Here is a 19,137-nt window from a genome sequence, read left to right on the forward strand (position 1 = left end):
TTCAACAGACAAGGAACACGGATGATGTCTCGTTTCACTCGATTTGCTCTGATCGCAACCCTGCTGCTGGGCGTTGCAGCCTGTACGTCGAAACCGGTGATGAACATCGAGAACCGCACACCCACTTCGACGGTCAGGAGTGAGGATGATATGCGCCGCGCTATTCTCGCCGCGCTGCAAAGCCGCCAATGGACCGTCGAGCGTGCCGACCGAGGCAACATCATGGCGCTCATCCAGCGCCGCAATCACCAGGCCGAGATCACCATTCCCTATAGCGCGTCGAGCTATTCGATCCGCTATCGCGACAGCCAGAACCTCGGTTACAAGAACGGCAAGATCCACCGCAACTACAACAAGTGGATTCACAATCTGGATCGCAGCATCCAGCAGGAACTGAACAGGGCGTCCTTCTGACAGGGTGCCTGGTTGGTAATGAGCTGTAGGTGATTGCTACAGGCCTACGCGCAGCAGACGTTGAACGAGCTTTTCCATACAGTGATATTCAAGGAGATAACCATGAAAGCAAAAATCTGGACCACTGCCGCACTTCTCTCCGTTGCCCTGCTGCCCGGCCTTAGCCAGGCGCGCGATACCGCTCACTTCCTGGACTTCCAGTCGGTGGTCAACGAGGCGACCCAGGCCGGTCGTCTCGACGGTTCGGTGAAGTTCTTCCTGAACAAGACTCCGGCTGGCGCCCAGATCATCAACGCCAACGTCACCACCAGCCAGAAGACCAACGCCTTCAACAAGACTGATGAAGCGGCTTGCAGCTGGGCACTGCAATCGGCCCTGATCAAACTGCAAAACTCGGCCAAGGCCGCCGGTGCCAACGCCGTGGTCGACCTGGCCAGCAACTACAAGAACAAGGAATACCGCGACGACAGCAAATACGAATGCCACGCCGGCGCGATCATGGCCGGCGTCGCACTGAAGGCCAAGTACGCCAAGGTGAAGTGACACCGCCTGCACGCCCCCAAAGGCCACCGTAAAGGTGGCCTTTTCACGCAAGGAAGCCCTCTACCATGTCGAAACTGCGCATTGCCCTGCCCCTACTCGTGGCGGCAACACTACTCGGTGGCTGCACCGCTACCCGGGTCACGCCACTAAAAACGGCGGCCGATCAAATGTGCATCCAAGAGAACCCAAAAGTTCAGGTCAGCGACTTCGTGCCCGTGCTGCAGGAAGGCTTTGCCCGACATGGCATCCAGACGCAAATCCACTCGAAGATTCCCAGGGCCGATTGCCCTTACGTGGTGACTTACACCGCTCGCCGCTCCTGGGACATGGCGCCGTATCTGTCCACCGCCGAAATCACCATCCTCGGTCCTCGGCGTCAGACACTGGCCAAGGCCAACTATCATCTGCGCGGCAAGGGCGGCCTGTCGCTGATGAAATGGCAAGGCACCAAGAGCAAGATCGACCCGGTCATCGACGAGTTGCTGGCCAGCGCGCAGTTGAGCAGCACGGCCCAACCTGCCGCACAGGCCCACTCGACAGCCGAGCCACGCAAGAGCCTGGATGAACGCGTGCGTGATCTGCAGCAGCAGAATCTCGGCTATGAGGACTATCAACGTGCCTATCGACAGCTTCTGCTGGAGCACCAGAGCGCGCAATAGGGCTTCTGAACGAGGCACTCAGAGCACGAGTGGCAGGAACATCCAGCTACGACCCATGTACTGGCGATAGGCATCGCCGAAATAGGCCATACATTCGCGCTCTTCGCAGCGCGCCGAACACCACAGCAGCACGCTGGACAGCACCGCCAGCAACACGATCAGCACATCGATGCGTTTGAAGGCGATACCCCAGGCCAGCAACAGCAATGAGCAGTACATGGGGTGACGGATGTAGCGGAAGATACCGCCCGTCACCAGCTGCGACGTGCGTTCGAAGGCGAATAGCTCATCATCCTGACGTTGCGTACCGGCCTGTCCGAAACGGCGCATCTGGTACACGCCAGCGAACAGCACCAACAGAGAAAGACTCAGCAGTACCCAGGATATGCGCTGATTCAACTCGCCGCGGTCGCCAAACCAGGACGGCGCATTGAGCACCAGCATCAGCGCCATCGCTTCCCAGGCGAAGAAACGATAGAAACCGTGACTGCGCGGATTGCCCAAGGTGCGCCAGGAAATTCCCACCAGCACTGCGCTGAGCATCACAAAAGCCACCCACTGCCAGATCGTCACTGCATCCTCCCTCTATCCCTGCCTCTGTTACACTGCGTCGCCCGTACGTACCGACCGCCCGCCATGGATCGCACCCAACTGCACACACTGCTGCCGCACCAGGGCGATGCTCTCTGGCTGGAGGCATTGGTCGATCACGACACCCTCACTATCCGCGGTCTCAGCGCCTGGCATCACCTCGACAAGCTTGGCGAAAATGCCTCGCCTTGCCTGCTGTTCGAAGCCGCGGCCCAGCTTTGCGCCGCACATGGTGCCCTATACGGCGGAGCGGATGCCATTGAAATGGCCCTGGTCGGCAAACTTTCCCAGCTCAATCTGCACCCGGTCACACGCAGTTCGGAGCCGCTGCTGGTCAGCGCCCAACAGGAGGCGTTGAGCCCGGCCGGCGCACTCTATGCCTTCGCCATCCATGCCGGTGCGAAGGCGCTGCTGGATGGCAAACTGCTGCTGGTACTCGTCCGTGCTTGAGCTACGTGACCTCAGCTTCCGCTACCCGGGCGCAGACACCTTCGCCCTGCACGGCATCGACCTGCAACTGCAGGAAGGCCAGTGCCTGGGCCTGCTCGGCAGTAACGGCGCCGGCAAGACCACGCTGCTGGCCCTGCTCAGCGATACGCTGGCCCTGCAACAGGGTGAGATCCGCTGGCACGGGCCGCGCAGCCTGGGCCTGGTGCCCCAGCAATTGGCCTTCTACGCCGAACTCACGGTGGCCGAGAACCTCGCACTGTTCGCCGATCTCTACCGTCTGCACGGTGCTCAGCGCCGCCAGCGTCTGGAGTTGTGCATCGCCAGCAGCGCTCTCGAAGACAAGCTGCAACGCCGCGCCGCACGCCTGTCCGGTGGCGAGCAGCGCCGCCTGAACTTCGCCATCGGCCTGCTCCAGCCCGCACGCCTGTACCTGTTCGATGAAGCCACTGTCGGCGTCGATGCCGCCAGCCGGCAAATGCTGCTCGATGCCGTCGAGCGGCTCGCCGCCGAAGGGCATGGGGTGATCTACACCAGCCACTATCTGGACGAGGTCGAGCGTGTGGCTGGGCGCATCCTGCTGCTGCATGAAGGCAAGGTGCGCCTCGATGTCGACAAACAGCAACTGCTCGATGGTGGCCACGGCCTGTTGCTGGAATGGCCGGAACAGGTTCCCGCTGGCTTTCAGCAACTGCTCGACCAGCTGCAACTGAGCGCCGAGGCGCTGCCGGATGGTCTGCGCATCGGCAATATGGACAGCCAGCAATTGCTGGTGATCACCCAGTTCCTCGCCGCGCAGCCGACCCCACCGAGCCTGCTGCGCTTCGGCCGGCCATCGCTGGAGCAGCTCTACCTGAGCCTCAACGGAGGCCGCCTGTGAGCCCATTGCTGGCGCTGGTACGCAAGGAATGCCTGCTGCTGCTGCGCGACCCGCATGCACTGGCCGTGCTGTTCATCATGCCGATCCTGTTTCTCGTGCTGATGGCCGCCGCGCTGTCCAACTACCTGCGTGACCAGCCGCCGCCCTTGAGCCTGGTGCTGGAGATCGAGCAAGACAGCGAAGCCAGCGCGTTCTTCCAGCACGCGCTGCAGGAACAGTTACCGGGCAGCCACCTGCTCGCCAGCAGCGAAGAACCCTTGCCCCGCATCAGCCTGGCCAGGAACTTTTCCGAGACCTTGCTGGAAACGCCTCACATCGGCCCCACGCTGAGCTTTCCCCCGCGCATCGATGGGCAGACGCGCCAACGCCTGCGCGCAGCGCTGAACATCGCCCTGGCGCAGACTCGCCTGCTGGCCTACCTGGAAGACAGCGACGCGCTGGACGCAGGCATGAGCACCGAACAACGCTGGCAACTGATCAGCCAGCGCACCCAGAGCGAGATCAGCGAACAACAGATGCTGGCCAGCGGCGAACTCAGCGGCAAGGCCAACGCCAGCCAATTGAGCGTGCCGGCCTGGCTGATCTTCGGCATGTTCTTCGTCGCCCTGCCGATGGCTGGCGGCTTCCAGCGTGAACAGCAGAGCGGCGCCCTGCTGCGCTTTCGTGCGTTGGGCCTGAGCCCCAGCATCCTGGTGCTGAGCAAACTGCTGCCTTATCTGGCGATCAACCTGCTGCAGTTCGCCCTGTTGCTGGCCATCGGCGTATACCTGCTACCACTGCTCGGCTTGAGCGGCCTGAGCCTGCCGGGCTCGCCACTGGCCTACGCACTGCTGGCACTGAGCCTGAGCCTGGCCGCCTGCAGCCTGGGCCTGCTGCTGGCCTCGTTGGCACGTAGCGGCGAGCAGGCGTTGCTGCTCGGCGGCGGTCTCAATATCATCCTCGCCGCCATCGGCGGCATCATGGTGCCCAAGAGCGTGATGCCCGAGGCCATGAGCCAACTGGCGGAAATCTCGCCGATGAGTTGGGCGCTGGACGCCTTCCTGACCCTGCTGGTGGGTCAGGGAACGCTTGCCGACATCGCCCCTGACTGTGCCCGCCTTCTGCTGTTCGCCCTGGTGCTGGGCGGCGGCGGGCTTTACCTGTTCCGCAGACGAGTGCAGCAAACGCAATGGACGACACATTACTAGAACAAGAACTCAAGCAATTGCTGATCCGTGAATGCGACAAGGAAGACGACATCGACTGGCAGAGCATCGCCGATGACGAGCCGTTATTCGGTCAGCAAAGTCGTATCGCCATGGACAGCCTCGATGCCCTGCAGGTCTCCCTGGCACTGCAGCAGCACTATGGCGTGCGCATCGAAGGGGCCAAGGATGGGCGGCGTATTCTCAACAGCATCGCCAGCATCGCGGCCTTCATCAGGCAGAAAAAGTGACGCCCATCTATCTCCAGCGCGGCGCCCTGCACAGTGCCCTTGGCACCGACCTGCACGCCGCCAGCGCAGCCCTGCAAGCCGGCCAACTGCCTGTGCCGAGCTCGTTCCAGCTGCATGAACTGCAGCAACCGCGCCCCTACCTGGCCGTAAGCCGCAGCGGTGAAAGCCGCCAGCAGCGCTGTGACCGACTGCTCGGCGAGACCCTGGGCGAACAGCCAGGTACGCTGGATGACTGCCTGTTGATCATCGCCAGCACCAGCCTGGATATCGACGACCTCGAACAACTGATCGCCGCAGAAGGCGGCTTTCGCCCAGAACATTCGACCTCACTCGACCTGCTGGCCGGAGACCTGCGCCAACGCTGGGGTTTCGCTGACGCGTTCACCCTCAATACCGCCTGCACCAGCGCCGCCAACGGCCTGCTGTATGGCGCACGGATACTCGCCGCCGGCCTCTACGAACGCGTGCTGGTACTGGCCTTCGAAACACCCAGCGCCATTGCCCAGCAAGGCTTCGGCGCCCTTGACCTGACCAGCCCGAGCGGCGCCTACCGGCCCTTTCACCCGGAGCGCGACGGCCTGATTCTCGGTGAGGCCTATGCCGCCACGCTGCTGGCCAGGGAGCCCGGCGAGGCGCCACTGGCCAAGCTGCTTGGTGGCTTCAGCGCCTGCGATACCAGCAACCTGACCACCACCCGCGAAGACGGCAGCCATATCGACTGGGTGATGCGCGAGGCCCTGCGCAGCGCCAGCGTCGATGCCGGACAGATCGGTTTGGTAAAGCTGCATGGTACCGCCACTGGTGCCAACGACCGTGCCGAGAACAATGGCGTACGCCTGCTGTTCGGCGACGCGTTGCCACCGTTGTGCGTGCTCAAACCCTGGCTCGGCCATACCCTGGGCGCCTGCGGCCTCAGCGAGACCCTGCTGATGATGGGGAACCTCGCCAACCTGCCAGGCCTGGACTATGCAGCCGAAGCCCTGCTGCCGCTCAGCGCAGAGCCAACCTGCGTGACAGCGGACAGCCTGCTGCTGGCCAACTTCTTCGGTTTCGGTGGTAACAATGCCAGCCTGATACTGCAGCGCTGCACGGGAGCCCAAGCATGAAACCGGTTATCGCCGCCTGCAGCGTGCGCGGAGAAGCGAGCTGCTCCGACAAGGATCTCAAGGCCGCGCTGGGCCAGTGGCTGGCAGCCCCGCCACGGCGCATTGATCGCATGATCCTGCAAGCACTGCTGTGCAGCGCGCCACTCAAGGCGCATTTGCTTAGCGATTGCGGCCTCTATCTGGCCTCACGCCACCCGGCCCGCGCCACCATGGGCGCGCTGCTCGATGCGGTCTGCGTGCATCAGCGCCAGCCCAAGCCCTTCGAGTTCGTCAACAGCGTCAGCAATGCGGCCGGCTTCCATGTCGCCGCCCAATTGGGACTGGAAGGGCCGAACCTGTTTATCGGTGCCGGGGCCAATGTGTGGAAACAGCTACAGATGCTGGCCGCCCTGGACCTGGCCGATGGCGCAATCAGCCAGGCGTTGCTGGTGGTAATCGACGAAGACGGGGATTTCCAGGCGCAGGCGGTATTGGTCGAGGCCCCCACGAAAGCACAGGACTTTGCCGAGCTGACGGTAGGCATCGAAGTCCTACACCTACAGGCTTGTTGATGTCATTGGTGGGCTAAAGCCCACCCTACAACTGAGATGCACCTCCGTAGGGTGGACTTCAGCCCACCGCAACCAACCTCACCCCTTGCGCTTGGCCCAGGCGCCCAGCTCTTTCATCAACACCCGCTCCTGCCCGGCGATACCGCGGAGCATATCGGCGATTGGCCGGAAGTCCGGCGCCTCGCCCTTGCTGCGGCTGGCGCGCACACAGGCCGAGGCAAACTGGCGCCAATCATCGCCCACGGCGGTGAGCCGTACCGAAGCCTCCTGCAGGCTGGCATCGCCGATCTTCTCGCCGGCCTCCTGCAGGAAGCTGGCATACATGAAACGAAAACCCGCACCGCCGGTACCGATTTCTTCCTGCATGCGCACGATATGGGTGAGGTACAGGCGGTTGTACTTGGCCTGCGCCGGGTCCAGCGACTCGACGCATTTGGCCAGGTGCTGGATGCCACGAATACCAATCCACGGCAGTGGCATGCCATCGAGGATGCGTGAGGTGGACAGCACGCTCTGGCGGATCAGACGCTCCCAATCCTGGTCCGGCGACACGTCGTCGAGGTAGTACATCAGGCCCTTGGCCGCCAGCGCACCCTTGGCGAAGCGCGCCTTCTGCAGGTCGGCACTGGCGCAACGCACGGGCGCCTCGAACACCGGGTCGCTGAGCAGGTACTCGTCACCCTCGCGCCCATAGGCCAGCAGGTTGTGGGCGTTGAAATGAAAGCGCATCTCCGGCGGGAAATACGGCAGCCAGAACACCGAACTCTGCAGCCCTGCCAGGCGCCCGCTATCCAGCGCCGCATCCAGTGCCGTACGGCCCTGCTCGGGGTTGGAAAAGGTACGGCTGGTCAGGCGCACGCCGAGGCGTTTGCTCAGGGTCTTGATCAGGTGGCGCGGCGGCATGCGGTAGGCAATTAGCGGCATGCCACCCAGTTTGACGATCGGCAGGTAGGCGAAGGCCAGACCCGATGCCAGGCCAAAGGCCATCGGCTCGCTCATTGGCAGACCGGCGTGGGTCAGCAGGCTGGCCATGACGCCACTTTCGCAGTGGGCGCTCTGGCGGTGTTCGAACGCGGTCATGGCAACTCTCTCTGGTAGCGACGCAACTCGTCGACGGTCAGGCCAAAGGCCTCGGCGTAGCGCGCCAGCAGCGAAGTGCTCAAGCGGCGATAGATTTCCGGGCGGAAGTGGCGGCGCACCCGCCATTGCCACAGGCCGGTGATCTGCGCCAGCGCTGGTTCGTCCATGCGGTAGCGGTACATCAGGCACTTGAGCGGCGACTGCTCGCCACGCTGCCAGAGCGCCAGGGCTTCGGCCTCCTGGGCTTCGAGCTCGGCGACAGCGAGCAAAGTGGAATAGGCCTCCGGCTCCCAGCCATCGCTCTGGGTCCCCTGGTAATGGCCGCTGGCATCCACTGCGTAAACCAGCTTGCTATGGCCGCCATAGGTGGAGCTGTGATCCTGCGGAACTTCATCAAGCTTCATTGCCGACCACCGTCAGGTGCATGAACGCACTGGAGAAACGCCCGCTTTCGGGCACGTAGCAGAGCAGCCGCTGGCCGCTGCGCAAGCGACCACCATTGAACAGTTCTTCGAGGATGATGAAGATCGACGCCGCGCCGGTATTGCCCTTGCTGGTCAGGTTGGTGAACCAGCGCTCCATCGGGATCGGCAGGTCGACATTGGCCAGGCCCACGGCCAGCGGCTCGCGGAAGAACTCCGAGGAGTAGTGCGGCAGGAACCAGTCGATGTCCGCCACGCGCAACTCGCGGCGTGCCATGATCCGGCGCAGCGCCTCTTCCACGGTGTATTTGACGATGTTCTCGTTGAGCAGTTTGACGTTCTGCTTGATCGCCATCACCGACTGCTTCGCTCGGTCGTCGGCGTCGTAACGGCTCCAGCCACGCAGCGTATCGTCCTGCATGTCGGCACCGGCGTACATGCAGGGCGGCATCTGATCGGCGAAGGAGTAGATATCCAGCCAGTCGATGCGCAGGCTCAGGCCGCTCTGATTCGGGCGATCCTGCAGCAGCACGGCGCCAGCACCATCGGAAAGCATCCAGCGCAGGAAATCCTTCTCGAAGGCGATCTCCGGGTGCTTTTCCAGCTCGTCGACGCGGCTTTCGTATTCGGCGTTGAAGTTGCGCGCCTGCATCAGGGTCGAGGCGACCTCCGAGCCACAAGCCACGGCCGTGCGGCTCTCGCCACTGGCCACGCTCATCCAGGCGTATTTCAGCGCAGTCATCCCGCACAGGCAGATACCGGCCGTGGTCGCCACCTCGCAGGACGGGTTGCCCAGCTCGCCGTGCACCATTACGGCGTGCCCCGGCATCACTTGATCCGGCGACGAGGTGCTGGCCACCAGGCAATCGAGCTGGTTCAGTTCGAAACCCTCGCCCTGCAAGCCGCGTATCGCTTCGGCACTCAGCTGCGCATTGCTCATGCTCGGCTCGCCGGTCGCCGGATCGATGACATAGTGACGCTGCACGATGCCGTTGCGGCGCAGCACCAGCTTGCGCGCACGCGACGGCTTGCCGCCGACCATGCCCAGGCGTGCTTCCATCTGCTCGTTATCCACAGGCTCGTGCGGCAGGCAGGCGCTGATGCGGTTGATGAATACACGGGTTACCACGGTCTTACCTCGGGGTCACTTCACTCGCCGGATGGGCCGGCAAAGTAGGCCTTCTCTCTCTGGATACGCCCCTTGAACAGCGGCGCCAGCAATTTTTTCAACACCGCCGTGATCGGCACCACGGTCAGGATCAGGCAAATCAGAAACACGATATACAGCACCAGCCCGGCACCGCGCCGGCGACTCTGCTGCGGGCCAAGCGCCGAGAGCAGTCGGCTCCACAGGGTGAAACTACGGTTGCCGACCTTTTCACTGGCGATCAGTTTTTCATCCACTTTCACCGCGCCCAAGCCAGCGAGCATCGGTGTCTCGATGGGCTGTTGGTCAGCGAGTAGCCGACGCGTCATAGCGTCGCCGAAACGACTGGCTGCCGCCAATTCCCGCTCGTCGATACCCGCGCGCGGTACCCAGCTATAGGGCTTCTGCCGGCCGGTGAACATCCACAGCGGCGTGGCCAGGAAGCTCGCCGCCGTACCGCAGGCATCGGTCAGCACGACGTTATCCACCAGCTTCGCACCCAGCGCCTGCAGGCGCGCCTTGACCTTCTCCTGCGCCATCAGCCACATGTTGCGGCAACCGATCAGCGTGACCACCGGTGTGTCCTTCAGCAGACGGGCGGCTTCGGGCGACGCGAGAAAACTGGTGCAGGGCAGCGAGGGCGAGAGGAACCACACCTGATAGGCCAGGATCACCAGGTCGTAGCGTTTGTTGGCGTCCACAGCCAGCGGCAGCAAGGGCTGCGGTTTCATCAGCACGGTTTCCGGGAAGATCCGGAAGAAACCGAGAAACGGCCAGGGAAAGGGAAAAGGTTGGGCAGGTTGCAGCGCCAGGAAATCCACTTCGATGCCGTCGCACTCGCGCAGCGGCGCACAGACCGATTGCGCCAAGCGGTCTAATTGGCCAGTCTGTGAGAAGTGGACGACTAAAACATGACGCATTCGCGGCGCATTCCCTGCAAAATGTGCAAATTATGCCACAGAGAATTCTTCAAACCGTAACTCGCCTGTGCCAACTTTGCCTATTGGTTCCGCTACTCGCTTGCCAGTCGATCCAGGCGGGCGACCTGCTGATCGAGGTGGAAGGCGTACAGGATCAGGCAAACCTGTACCTGGCGCTGGTGCCAGCAGACCAGCAGGACTGGCAGCCCAGCCTGCGCGAACTGCACAGCGCAGAAACACCGCTGCACCTGAGCGACCTTTCCCCCGGCCGCTATGCCGTGCAGGTGTTCCAGGACAACAACGGTAACGGCCAGTTGGATCTCAGCCCTCGCGGCATTCCGCTGGAGCCGGTCGGTTTTTCCGGCAATCCGTCGCTCTTCGGCGGCAAACCCAAACCCAGCGACAGCCTGTTCGAGCACGGCACGACGGACAGCGTGATCAGCGTGCGTCTGATTCATCCGCGCAAGAAAAAGGAACGCGTGGCGCCAAGGGAGGCGCCAGGAAGGCCGCTGAAATAACCGTCACTCCGCTTAGACGGGCATCCAGATAGCACGCTGCACCTGGGCTCCCGCCTTCGCGGGAGTGACAGGGATTAGGTCTTGGCGCCCTGGAGACGCCTTACTGGTGATACTGCGCGGACAGCTCGTGCACGGCCTCGAAGAAAGCGCCCGCGTTAGCTGGGTCGACCTCCGGAGTGATGCCGTGGCCGAGGTTGAACACGTGACCGCTACCAGCGCCATAGGCAGCCAGGATGCGCGCCACCTCGGCACGAATCGCCGCCGGCTTGGCGTAGAGCACCGCCGGGTCCATATTGCCTTGCAGGGCGACCTTGGCACCGACACGGGCGCGCGCGCTGCCGATGTCGCACGTCCAGTCCAGGCCCAGCGCTTCGGCGCCGGTGTCAGCCAGGGATTCGAGCCAAAGGCCACCACCCTTGGTGAACAGGATCACCGGCACACGACGCCCGTCGTGCTCGCGAATCAGGCCGTCGACGATCTTCTTCATGTAGGCCAGGGAGAACTCCTGATAGGCCGCTGCCGACAGCGCGCCGCCCCAGGAATCGAAGATCTGTACCGCCTGCGCACCGGCCAGGATCTGCCCGTTGAGGTAGGCCGTGACCGACTGCGCCAGCTTGTCGAGCAGCGCGTGCAAGGCTTGCGGGTTGTCGTAGAGCATGGCTTTGGTCTTGCGGAAGTCCTTCGACGAGCCGCCTTCGACCATGTAGGTGGCCAGCGTCCAAGGACTGCCGGAGAAGCCGATCAGCGGCACGCGGCCATTGAGTTCACGACGAATGGTGCGCACGGCGTCCATCACGTAGCCCAGATCCTTCTCCGGGTCCGGCACAGGCAGCGCCTCGATGTCGGCCAGATTGCTGACCACCTTCTTGAAGCGCGGCCCTTCTCCGGTCTCGAAGTACAGGCCCTGGCCCATGGCATCGGGAATGGTGAGGATGTCGGAGAAGAGGATCGCCGCATCCAGTTGCGGGTAGCGATCCAGCGGCTGGATGGTGACCTCGCAGGCCAGCTCCGGGTTCTTCATCAGGCTCACGAAGTCGCCGGCCTTGGCCCGGGTCGCGCGGTATTCCGGCAGATAGCGACCGGCTTGGCGCATCATCCAGATCGGCGTGACGTCCACGGGTTGCTTGAGCAGGGCACGCAGGAAACGGTCGTTCTTCAGGGCGGTCATGGCAGAGTCCTAGAAAAAAGTGCGGGCATTTTCGCAGAGCGCAAAACAAAAGGCACGGCGGGTGCCGTGCCTTTTGTCCATCGCGACGATATGCCGCGACGATTCACCAGCTGCGATAGGGCAGAAACTTGCCGTTTAGCACGATCTGCACGCGGTCACCCTTCGGGTCGGCGACGCGGGAAATATCCATGCTGAAGTCGATGGCGCTCATGATGCCGTCGCCGAACTCTTCGTGGATCAGTTCCTTGATGGTCTCGCCATAGACGTTGATCATCTCGTAGAAGCGATAGATCAGCGGATCGGTGGGGACCGCCTTGTCCCAGTGCTTGTGTGGGAATTTCTGCAGCGCAGCGGAGACTTCCTCCGGCAGCTCGAGGGTCTCGCACAGGGCGTCGGCGTTCTCCTTGGGCATGCTGTTCATGCCCAGGCAGGCCGAAGTGGTCCACACCGGCGACATGCCGATGCCCTTGCCGATTTCCGCCCAATCCAGGCCGAGGCGATCCTTGGCGGCGATGATGGTGCTACGCATTTCTTGCTTATCCATGGTGAAACTCCTTCACGGGGGTCAGAGGTACGACTCTGGCGGCCGCTGCCGGCTCGTCCAGGGCGGGGTTGATTTCGGGCGGGAAGCCTTGCTCGTCGGCCACGGTGCGGCCGCGCAATTCGTGTGAGCGGTTCACCAGGAAGTCCACTAGGTGGTTGCGGATGCGGTAGTACGCCGGGTGGTGAATCACCTGGTCGCGCTGGCGCGGCCGTGGCAGGTCGATGCGCACCGACTCGGCGATGCGCGCCTGTGGGCCATTGGTCATCAGCAGGATGCGGTCGGAGAGCATGATCGCCTCGTCGACGTCATGAGTGATCATGAACACCGTCTGCTTGGTAGCACTCCAGATCTTGATCAGCTCATCCTGGATAACCCCGCGGGTCAGGGCATCCAGCGCGCCGAAGGGCTCATCGAGCAGCAGCAACTTTGGCTGGGTGGCAAAGGCACGAGCGATGCTCACGCGCTGGCGCATGCCGCCGGACAGCTGCGCCGGCTTGCGCGCCTCGGAGCCGCCCAGGCCGACCATTTCCAGGTACTTGCGGCTGTGCGCGCGGCGCTGCTCCTTCGTCCACTGGGGAAACCGCGCACGCACGCCAAATTCGACGTTCTCCAGCGCGCTGAGCCAGGGCAGCAGGCTGTAGTTCTGGAACACCACGCCGCGTTCAAGGCTGGGCCCGGCGACTTCCTTACCGGCCATTTCCAGCGTGCCTTCGCTGAAGCTGTCGAGCCCGGCCAGGGCGTTGAGGATGGTCGATTTGCCACAACCAGAGTGACCGATGATGCAGACGAACTCGCCCTGGTCGAGACCGAAGCTGACGTCCTCGAAGACTGTCAGCGGCTCGCTGCCGGGTTGCGGGAAGCGTTTGGCCAGGCGGCGGGCATCGAGAAAATAGCGGGACATGACATCACTCCTGGTAGCTGACAAGACGGGCGACGCTGCCCAGCAGAAGGTCGAGCAGCATGCCGACCACGCCGATCATCAGAATCGAGAAGATCACGCTGGCCAGGTTGAGGTTGTTCCACTCGTTCCACACGTAGTAACCAATACCGGTGCCACCGACGAGCATCTCGGCGGCGACGATCACCAGCCAGGCGATGCCCACCGAGATGCGCATGCCAGTGAGAATGGTCGGCATGGCCGCCGGCAGGATCACGCTGAACGCCGTGCGCAGCGGGCTCAGCTCATGGGTGCGGGCAACGTTGATCCAGTCGCGACGTACGCCAGCGACGCCGAAGGCGGTGTTGAGCAACATCGGCCACACCGAGCAGATGAAGATCACGAAGATCGCCGAGGTCTGCGAGTCCTTGATCACGAACAGCGCCAACGGCATCCAGGCCAGCGGCGAGATCGGCCGCAGAATCTGGATGAAGGGGTTGAGCGCGCGGTACATCAGCGGCGACATGCCGATGACGAAACCGATAGGGATCGCCACCAGCGCCGCCAGCAGGTAGCCGGTCAGCACCCGGTACAGCGAGTGCGCGAGCTGGATACCGATGCCCTTGTCGTTGGGTCCGTTGTCATAGAACGGCTGGCTCAGTTCGGCGTAGGCATGCGCCAGCACCACCGAGGGCGGCGGCACGCGGGCCTCCTGCTCGGCCTCGCCCATGAGCAGGGCGTATTCGTCATCAGCACTGACTGCGGCGCTTGCGGGCACGCGGCAGAGCACCTCCCAGATGGCGAGCAGCAGAACCAGCAGCACAACGGAAAGAATCGCCGCGCGCAGGGACATGGACGCTTTCATCACGACCTCCGCATGGCGAAGCTGGCCAGGTAACCGTCCGGATCGGCCGGGTCGAAGGGTTTGCCCATCACGCTGAAGGATTTGTAGGCGTCGGCCGGTACCGGCAGGCCAAGTTCTTTCATGACCTTGCCGGCGTCAGCCGCGAGGAACACCCGCTCGGCAATGGAGCGATAGTCGACATCCCCCTGCAGATAGCCCCAACGCTTCATCTGGGTGAGGATCCACACGGCCATCGACTGCCACGGGAACGGATCGAAGTCGATGCGCTGCGGCTCGTCATGGATGTTGCCCAGACCGTCGGCATAGCGCCCGCTGAGCACCTGCTGCACCACCGGCACCGGCTGGTTGAGGTAGTTGCGGGTGGAAATCGCCTCGGCTACCGCCTTGCGATTCTCGGCCTTGGAGGAATACTGCGTGGCATCGATCAGCGCATGCAGCAGCGCGCCATAGGTATTGGGGTTCTCGCTGGCGAAGCGCTGGCTGCAGGCGAAGGCACAGCACGGATGGCCCGGCCACAACTCCTTGGTCAGCAGGTGGATGAAGCCGACCTTCTCCCACACCGCGCGCTGGTTGAACGGGTCCGGCGAGAGGAAGCCATCAAGATTGCCGGCACGCAGGTTGGCGACCATCTCCGGTGGCGGCACCACGCGAATCTGGATGTCGCGATCCGGGTCCAGGCCATGCTCGGCGACGTAATAACGCAACAGGAAGTTGTGCATCGAGTATTCGAACGGCACACCGAAGCGCATGCCCTTCCACAGCTTCGGATCGCGTTTGTCCTGATGCTGCATGCCAAGCACGATGGCCTGGCCATTGACGTTCTCCAGCGCCGGCATGACGAATGGCGTCTGCGTCGACCCCAACCCCAGGCTGATAGCCAGCGGCATCGGCGAAAGCATGTGCGAGGCGTCGTATTCGCCGGCCAGCGACTTGTCGCGCGCCACCGCCCAGCCGGCGGTTTTCACCGTCTCAACTTCCAATCCGTACTTGGCATAGAAGCCCATCGGCTCGGCCATGATGATCGGCGTGGCGCAGGTGATGGGCACGAAGCCGATCTTCAGCTTGGTCTTCTCCAACGGGCCAAGGCTGTCCTTGACCGCCGCCTTGACCGCATCCAACGGGATCAGGCTGCCCAGAATCGCCGCCGCGACACCGCCACCGATCATTCCCATGAAACTGCGCCGGGAGAAATCGTTATGGCCGAACACGCCGCGCACAATGGCGTTCTCCACCGCGCGATCGAGCATGGCCTCGCTGTCATCGGGCAGCGCAGCGGCACTGGGCGTGCAACGCTGACAGGCACACCCGGCGCCATGGGACAGCTCGCTGTCGGGGCTGAATGGATCGTCCAGGCTGTTGACGCTCATCGTGATCACTCCTGCGATGGCCTGCCCCAAATTGGTGAGGCGGGCGCTGACTGGGCTGGGCCATTGCTGGCCGGTTCATGTCAGCTAGTGCAGGAGCTGTACCAGCTCAAAAACAAGAATAACTAATTGAAAAATAAAGATTTTCATCAAGCAAAGGAAAAACGAAAACTCGTCATTCACGAAAATTCGTCACCATAAAAAACGATATTTCGGCAACTGGCACGCCCTTTGGATAACGACCTGAAAGGCCAATCCCGAGAGCTCCGCGATGCCCGATCCCAATGCCGCTAGCCAGTTGTTGCTGCAACACATGCAGAGCGCCAGCCTGGTCATCGATCCAATCCACGACCGCATCCTGCATGCCAATCCAGCCTGTTGCGCCCTGCTCGGCTGGCCGCTGGATGAACTGCTCGCACAGCGCGCCAGCCGTCTCTGGGCACATGACCTGGGAGCCCTAGTCACCTTCACCGAAGAGGTACAGGTGCGCGGCGCTGCCTGGCGTGACGGCCTCGGGCTGCTGCATCGCGATGGCGAGCCGCTGGAGGTGGAAATCGACGGCAGCCGGCTGGAACATGACGGCGCTAGCCTGCTCGGTCTGCTGATCCAGCAGCGCCGTCGCCTGGACGCCCTGCGCGGGCTGGCCGAAGCCGAGCGCTATCAACGCCAAGGGCTGCTCGAATGGCAGGGCGTGGAACGCATCTTCCGCCAGTTCGAGCGGCAGAATCAGCTGATCCTCGGCGCCGCTGGCGAGGGCATTTATGGCGTCAACCGCAATGGCGAGACCACCTTCGTCAATCCGGCGGCCGAGCGCATTCTCGGCGGGCGGGCCGACGATCTGATCGGCCACAACATTCACGACCTGATCCACCACCATCATCCCGACGGCAGCACCTACGACGGCCACACCTGCCCGATCTACGCCGCCTTCAACGACGGCGAGGTACACCAGGTGGCCGACGAGGTGTTCTGGAACAAGGACGGCAAGCCGATTCCGGTGGATTACACCAGTACGCCGCTGCGCGACGACGGCGAACTGGTCGGCGCCGTGGTGGTGTTTCGCGACATCAGCGAGCGCCTGGAAACCGAGCGCCGGTTGCGCCAGGCGCTGAGCGAGGTGCAGCAACTCAAGCAACGCCTGGAACTGGAGAATGCCTACCTGCAGGAGGAAATTCGCGGCGAGTATGCCCAGCATGATCTGGTCGGGCGCAGCGCCGCCATGCAGCAGGTGATCCACCAGATCGAACTGGTCGCCCCTACCGGCGCCAACGTGCTGATCACCGGCGAGTCAGGCACCGGCAAGGAGCTGATCGCCCGCGCCATTCACGACAACAGCGGACGCAGCCGCCGCCCGCTGATCCGGGTGAATTGCGCGGCGGTACCGCGTGAACTGTTCGAGAGCGAGTTCTTCGGGCATATCCGCGGCGCCTTCACCGGCGCGCTTAACGACCGCGTCGGGCGCTTCGAGCTGGCCGACGGCGGCACACTGTTTCTCGACGAGGTCGGCGAAATTCCCCTGGAGCTGCAGAGCAAGCTGCTGCGCGTGCTGCAGGAACAGCAGCTGGAGCGGGTCGGCGACAACCGTACCCGCCAGGTGGATGTACGCGTAATCGCCGCCACCAACCGCGACCTGCGCCAGGAAGTGCGCGCCGGCCGCTTCCGTGAAGACCTGTACTTTCGCCTCAACGTCTTCCCCATCGAGTCGGCGCCGCTGCGTCAGCGCCCGGAAGACATTCCGCCGCTGGCCCAGCACTTTCTCAGCCGCGCCTGTCGTCAGCTCAACCGTCCTGAGCCCAGCCTGCGCCTGGCAGACATCCAACGCCTGCAGGCCTATTCCTGGCCGGGCAACATTCGTGAGCTGGAGAACCTGATCGAGCGCGCGGTGATCATTTCACCCGGCACCCGGCTGCGCCTTGATCTGCCCAACGACAGCGGTAACGACGCGCCGTCACAGCCACAGGTGGAACAGGAAATGCGGATTTTCACTCAGGGCGAGCAACGCCGGCAGATGCGCGAAAACCTGATCGCAGCACTGAAGGCCTGTGCGGGCAGGATATCGGGGAAGGACGGCGCGGCGCGGTTGCTGGAGCTGAAGCCAACGACCCTGCGCTCACGCCTGGAGAGTTTCGCCATCGACCCGCGCGACTACAGACCACGTAGGTCGCAGCCGCGCAGGTACGAGACGAGTCAGACGCCCAGGTAGTCGAGGATACCTTCGGCGGCGTTCCTACCCTCGAAGATCGCCGTCACCACCAAGTCAGAACCACGCACCATGTCGCCACCGGCGAAAATTTTCGGGTTGCTGGTCTGGTGCTTGAAAGTGCTCTGCTCGGGCGCCACGACGCGGCCCTGGCTGTCGGTCTGGATCTCGAACTGCTCGAACCAGGGCGCCGGGCTCGGACGGAAGCCGAAAGCGATCAGCACGGCTTCTGCCGGGATGACTTCCTCGGAGCCCGGGATCGGCTCAGGGCTGCGGCGGCCACGGGCATCCGGTTCGCCGAGACGGGTCTCGACCACCTTGATGCCTTCCACCTTGCCGTCGCCGACGATGGCGATGGGCTGGCGGTTGAAGAGGAACTTCACGCCCTCTTCCTTGGCGTTCTTCACTTCCTTGCGCGAGCCGGGCATGTTCTCTTCGTCACGACGGTAGGCGCAGGTCACGGCCTTGGCGCCCTGACGGATCGAGGTGCGGTTGCAGTCCATCGCGGTGTCACCACCGCCCAGTACCACGACGCGCTTGCCCTTCATGTCGATGAAGTCTTCCGGCGCCTTCTCGAAACCGAGGTTGCGATTGACGTTGGCGATGAGGAAGTCCAGCGCGTCATAGACGCCCGGCAGGTCTTCACCGGGGAAGCCACCCTTCATGTAGGTGTAGGTGCCCATGCCCATGAACACGGCATCGTACTCATCCAGCAATTGCTGCATGGTCACGTCCTTGCCGATCTCGGTATTCAGGCGGAACTCGATGCCCATGCCGGTGAAAACTTCACGGCGGCGGCTGAGCACGGTCTTTTCCAGCTTGAACTCGGGGATGCCGAAGGTCAGCAGGCCACCGATCTCCGGGTTCTTGTCGAACACCACCGGGGTCACGCCGTTACGCACCAGCACGTCGGCACAGCCCAGGCCAGCCGGGCCGGCACCGATCACCGCGACACGCTTGCCGGTCGGTTTGACCTTGGACATGTCCGGGCGCCAGCCCATGGCGAAGGCGGTGTCGGTGATGTACTTCTCCACCGAACCGATGGTCACCGCGCCGAAGCCGTCATTGAGGGTGCAGGCACCTTCGCAGAGGCGATCCTGCGGGCACACGCGGCCGCAGACTTCCGGCAGGGTGTTGGTCTGGTGCGAGAGCTCGGCGGCGGCCAGGATGTTGCCTTCCGAGACCAGCTTCAGCCAGTTCGGAATGAAGTTGTGCACCGGGCACTTCCACTCGCAATACGGGTTGCCGCAGCCCAGGCAGCGATGCGCCTGGTCTGCAGCTTGCGCCGGCTTGAAGTTGTCGTAGATCTCGACGAACTCCTTCTTGCGCTGACGCAGCAGTTTCTTCTTCGGGTCTTTGCGCCCGACTTCGATGAACTGGAAGTCGTTATTCAGACGTTCAGTCAT

At 63.1% G+C, this 19,137-nt stretch carries 22 protein-coding genes; 11 read left to right on the forward strand and 11 right to left on the reverse strand.

Annotation, left to right across the window (positions count from 1 at the left end; genetic code table 11):
- Nucleotides 1-21: 21 nt before the first annotated feature.
- The 3 genes from EGJ86_RS01260 to EGJ86_RS01270 all read left to right on the forward strand — a co-directional run bounded on the left by EGJ86_RS01260 (nucleotide 22) and on the right by EGJ86_RS01270 (nucleotide 1,616).
- Nucleotides 22-414, forward strand: a complete 393-nt coding sequence (locus EGJ86_RS01260) for a hypothetical protein (RefSeq protein WP_125833654.1) — start codon at nucleotides 22-24, stop codon at nucleotides 412-414.
- Between the two features lie 102 nt (nucleotides 415-516).
- A complete protein-coding gene (locus EGJ86_RS01265; RefSeq protein ID WP_125833655.1) occupies nucleotides 517-957 on the forward strand; it encodes an excinuclease in 441 nt (146 codons plus the stop codon).
- A gap of 65 nt (nucleotides 958-1,022) precedes the next feature.
- The gene (locus tag EGJ86_RS01270; protein ID WP_177431953.1) at nucleotides 1,023-1,616 is read left to right on the forward strand and encodes an Sbal_3080 family lipoprotein; all 594 of its coding nucleotides are present in this window, start codon (nucleotides 1,023-1,025) and stop codon (nucleotides 1,614-1,616) included.
- A gap of 18 nt (nucleotides 1,617-1,634) precedes the next feature.
- Here EGJ86_RS01270 and EGJ86_RS01275 read toward each other — a convergent pair whose 3' ends face one another.
- Nucleotides 1,635-2,189, reverse strand: coding sequence for an isoprenylcysteine carboxylmethyltransferase family protein (locus EGJ86_RS01275; RefSeq protein WP_074936538.1), 555 nt, complete (start codon nucleotides 2,187-2,189; stop codon nucleotides 1,635-1,637).
- A gap of 63 nt (nucleotides 2,190-2,252) precedes the next feature.
- Between EGJ86_RS01275 and EGJ86_RS01280 the strand changes: the two genes are divergently transcribed.
- The 6 genes from EGJ86_RS01280 to EGJ86_RS01305 are packed head-to-tail and all read left to right on the forward strand — an operon-like array spanning nucleotide 2,253 to nucleotide 6,626.
- Nucleotides 2,253-2,657: a beta-hydroxyacyl-ACP dehydratase gene (locus tag EGJ86_RS01280; protein ID WP_125833656.1), complete on the forward strand. Its 405-nt coding sequence runs from the start codon at nucleotides 2,253-2,255 to the stop codon at nucleotides 2,655-2,657.
- Nucleotides 2,650-3,534, forward strand: a complete 885-nt coding sequence (locus EGJ86_RS01285; protein ID WP_125833657.1) for an ABC transporter ATP-binding protein — start codon at nucleotides 2,650-2,652, stop codon at nucleotides 3,532-3,534. Before EGJ86_RS01280 ends, EGJ86_RS01285 begins: the two co-directional genes overlap by 8 nt.
- The gene (locus tag EGJ86_RS01290) at nucleotides 3,531-4,721 is read left to right on the forward strand and encodes an ABC transporter permease (RefSeq protein WP_125833658.1); all 1,191 of its coding nucleotides are present in this window, start codon (nucleotides 3,531-3,533) and stop codon (nucleotides 4,719-4,721) included. The genes EGJ86_RS01285 and EGJ86_RS01290 overlap by 4 nt, the downstream gene beginning before the upstream one ends.
- On the forward strand, nucleotides 4,703-4,969 hold the full coding sequence (locus EGJ86_RS01295) for an acyl carrier protein (protein WP_074676408.1): 267 nt from the start codon (nucleotides 4,703-4,705) through the stop codon (nucleotides 4,967-4,969). The genes EGJ86_RS01290 and EGJ86_RS01295 overlap by 19 nt, the downstream gene beginning before the upstream one ends.
- Nucleotides 4,966-6,075 carry a beta-ketoacyl synthase N-terminal-like domain-containing protein gene (locus EGJ86_RS01300; RefSeq protein WP_125833659.1) on the forward strand — a complete coding sequence of 370 codons (1,110 nt, stop codon included), beginning with the start codon at nucleotides 4,966-4,968 and terminating at the stop codon, nucleotides 6,073-6,075. The genes EGJ86_RS01295 and EGJ86_RS01300 overlap by 4 nt, the downstream gene beginning before the upstream one ends.
- On the forward strand, nucleotides 6,072-6,626 hold the full coding sequence (locus EGJ86_RS01305; RefSeq protein WP_125833660.1) for a hypothetical protein: 555 nt from the start codon (nucleotides 6,072-6,074) through the stop codon (nucleotides 6,624-6,626). The genes EGJ86_RS01300 and EGJ86_RS01305 overlap by 4 nt, the downstream gene beginning before the upstream one ends.
- Before the next feature lie 78 nt (nucleotides 6,627-6,704).
- On the opposite strand, the gene EGJ86_RS01310 is transcribed toward EGJ86_RS01305, so the two are convergent.
- The 4 genes from EGJ86_RS01310 to EGJ86_RS01325 are packed head-to-tail and all read right to left on the reverse strand — an operon-like array spanning nucleotide 6,705 to nucleotide 10,195.
- Nucleotides 6,705-7,706: a BtrH N-terminal domain-containing protein gene (locus EGJ86_RS01310; protein WP_125833661.1), complete on the reverse strand. Its 1,002-nt coding sequence runs from the start codon at nucleotides 7,704-7,706 to the stop codon at nucleotides 6,705-6,707.
- The gene (locus tag EGJ86_RS01315; protein WP_106733739.1) at nucleotides 7,703-8,110 is read right to left on the reverse strand and encodes a hypothetical protein; all 408 of its coding nucleotides are present in this window, start codon (nucleotides 8,108-8,110) and stop codon (nucleotides 7,703-7,705) included. The genes EGJ86_RS01310 and EGJ86_RS01315 overlap by 4 nt, the downstream gene beginning before the upstream one ends.
- Nucleotides 8,100-9,257 carry a beta-ketoacyl-ACP synthase III gene (locus tag EGJ86_RS01320; protein WP_125833662.1) on the reverse strand — a complete coding sequence of 386 codons (1,158 nt, stop codon included), beginning with the start codon at nucleotides 9,255-9,257 and terminating at the stop codon, nucleotides 8,100-8,102. Before EGJ86_RS01320 ends, EGJ86_RS01315 begins: the two co-directional genes overlap by 11 nt.
- Before the next feature lie 20 nt (nucleotides 9,258-9,277).
- The gene (locus EGJ86_RS01325) at nucleotides 9,278-10,195 is read right to left on the reverse strand and encodes a hypothetical protein (RefSeq protein ID WP_106733737.1); all 918 of its coding nucleotides are present in this window, start codon (nucleotides 10,193-10,195) and stop codon (nucleotides 9,278-9,280) included.
- Nucleotides 10,196-10,227: 32 nt separating this feature from the next.
- Between EGJ86_RS01325 and EGJ86_RS01330 the strand changes: the two genes are divergently transcribed.
- Nucleotides 10,228-10,713, forward strand: a complete 486-nt coding sequence (locus EGJ86_RS01330) for a DUF2141 domain-containing protein (RefSeq protein ID WP_256672251.1) — start codon at nucleotides 10,228-10,230, stop codon at nucleotides 10,711-10,713.
- A gap of 100 nt (nucleotides 10,714-10,813) precedes the next feature.
- On the opposite strand, the gene hemE is transcribed toward EGJ86_RS01330, so the two are convergent.
- The 5 genes from hemE to EGJ86_RS01355 all read right to left on the reverse strand — a co-directional run bounded on the left by hemE (nucleotide 10,814) and on the right by EGJ86_RS01355 (nucleotide 15,534).
- Nucleotides 10,814-11,881, reverse strand: coding sequence for a uroporphyrinogen decarboxylase (hemE, locus tag EGJ86_RS01335; protein WP_125833663.1), 1,068 nt, complete (start codon nucleotides 11,879-11,881; stop codon nucleotides 10,814-10,816).
- Nucleotides 11,882-11,984: 103 nt separating this feature from the next.
- Nucleotides 11,985-12,425 carry a cyanase gene (gene cynS / locus EGJ86_RS01340; RefSeq protein WP_125833664.1) on the reverse strand — a complete coding sequence of 147 codons (441 nt, stop codon included), beginning with the start codon at nucleotides 12,423-12,425 and terminating at the stop codon, nucleotides 11,985-11,987.
- A complete protein-coding gene (locus EGJ86_RS01345; protein ID WP_125833665.1) occupies nucleotides 12,418-13,326 on the reverse strand; it encodes an ABC transporter ATP-binding protein in 909 nt (302 codons plus the stop codon). Before EGJ86_RS01345 ends, cynS begins: the two co-directional genes overlap by 8 nt.
- Nucleotides 13,327-13,330: 4 nt before the next feature.
- Nucleotides 13,331-14,167 (reverse strand): nitrate ABC transporter permease, encoded by an 837-nt coding sequence (gene ntrB, locus EGJ86_RS01350; protein WP_125833666.1) that lies wholly within the window; start codon nucleotides 14,165-14,167, stop codon nucleotides 13,331-13,333.
- On the reverse strand, nucleotides 14,167-15,534 hold the full coding sequence (locus tag EGJ86_RS01355; protein ID WP_125833667.1) for a CmpA/NrtA family ABC transporter substrate-binding protein: 1,368 nt from the start codon (nucleotides 15,532-15,534) through the stop codon (nucleotides 14,167-14,169). The genes ntrB and EGJ86_RS01355 overlap by 1 nt, the downstream gene beginning before the upstream one ends.
- Before the next feature lie 268 nt (nucleotides 15,535-15,802).
- On the opposite strand from EGJ86_RS01355, the gene EGJ86_RS01360 reads away from it, so the two are divergent.
- A complete protein-coding gene (locus EGJ86_RS01360) occupies nucleotides 15,803-17,734 on the forward strand; it encodes a sigma 54-interacting transcriptional regulator (RefSeq protein ID WP_125833668.1) in 1,932 nt (643 codons plus the stop codon).
- Here EGJ86_RS01360 and EGJ86_RS01365 read toward each other — a convergent pair.
- On the reverse strand, nucleotides 17,719-19,137 hold the full coding sequence (locus EGJ86_RS01365; protein WP_125833669.1) for an FAD-dependent oxidoreductase: 1,419 nt from the start codon (nucleotides 19,135-19,137) through the stop codon (nucleotides 17,719-17,721). The genes EGJ86_RS01360 and EGJ86_RS01365 overlap by 16 nt on opposite strands.

This window comes from Pseudomonas sp. o96-267 (assembly GCF_003935465.1).
In the GTDB taxonomy this organism is placed as follows: domain Bacteria; phylum Pseudomonadota; class Gammaproteobacteria; order Pseudomonadales; family Pseudomonadaceae; genus Aquipseudomonas; species Aquipseudomonas sediminis.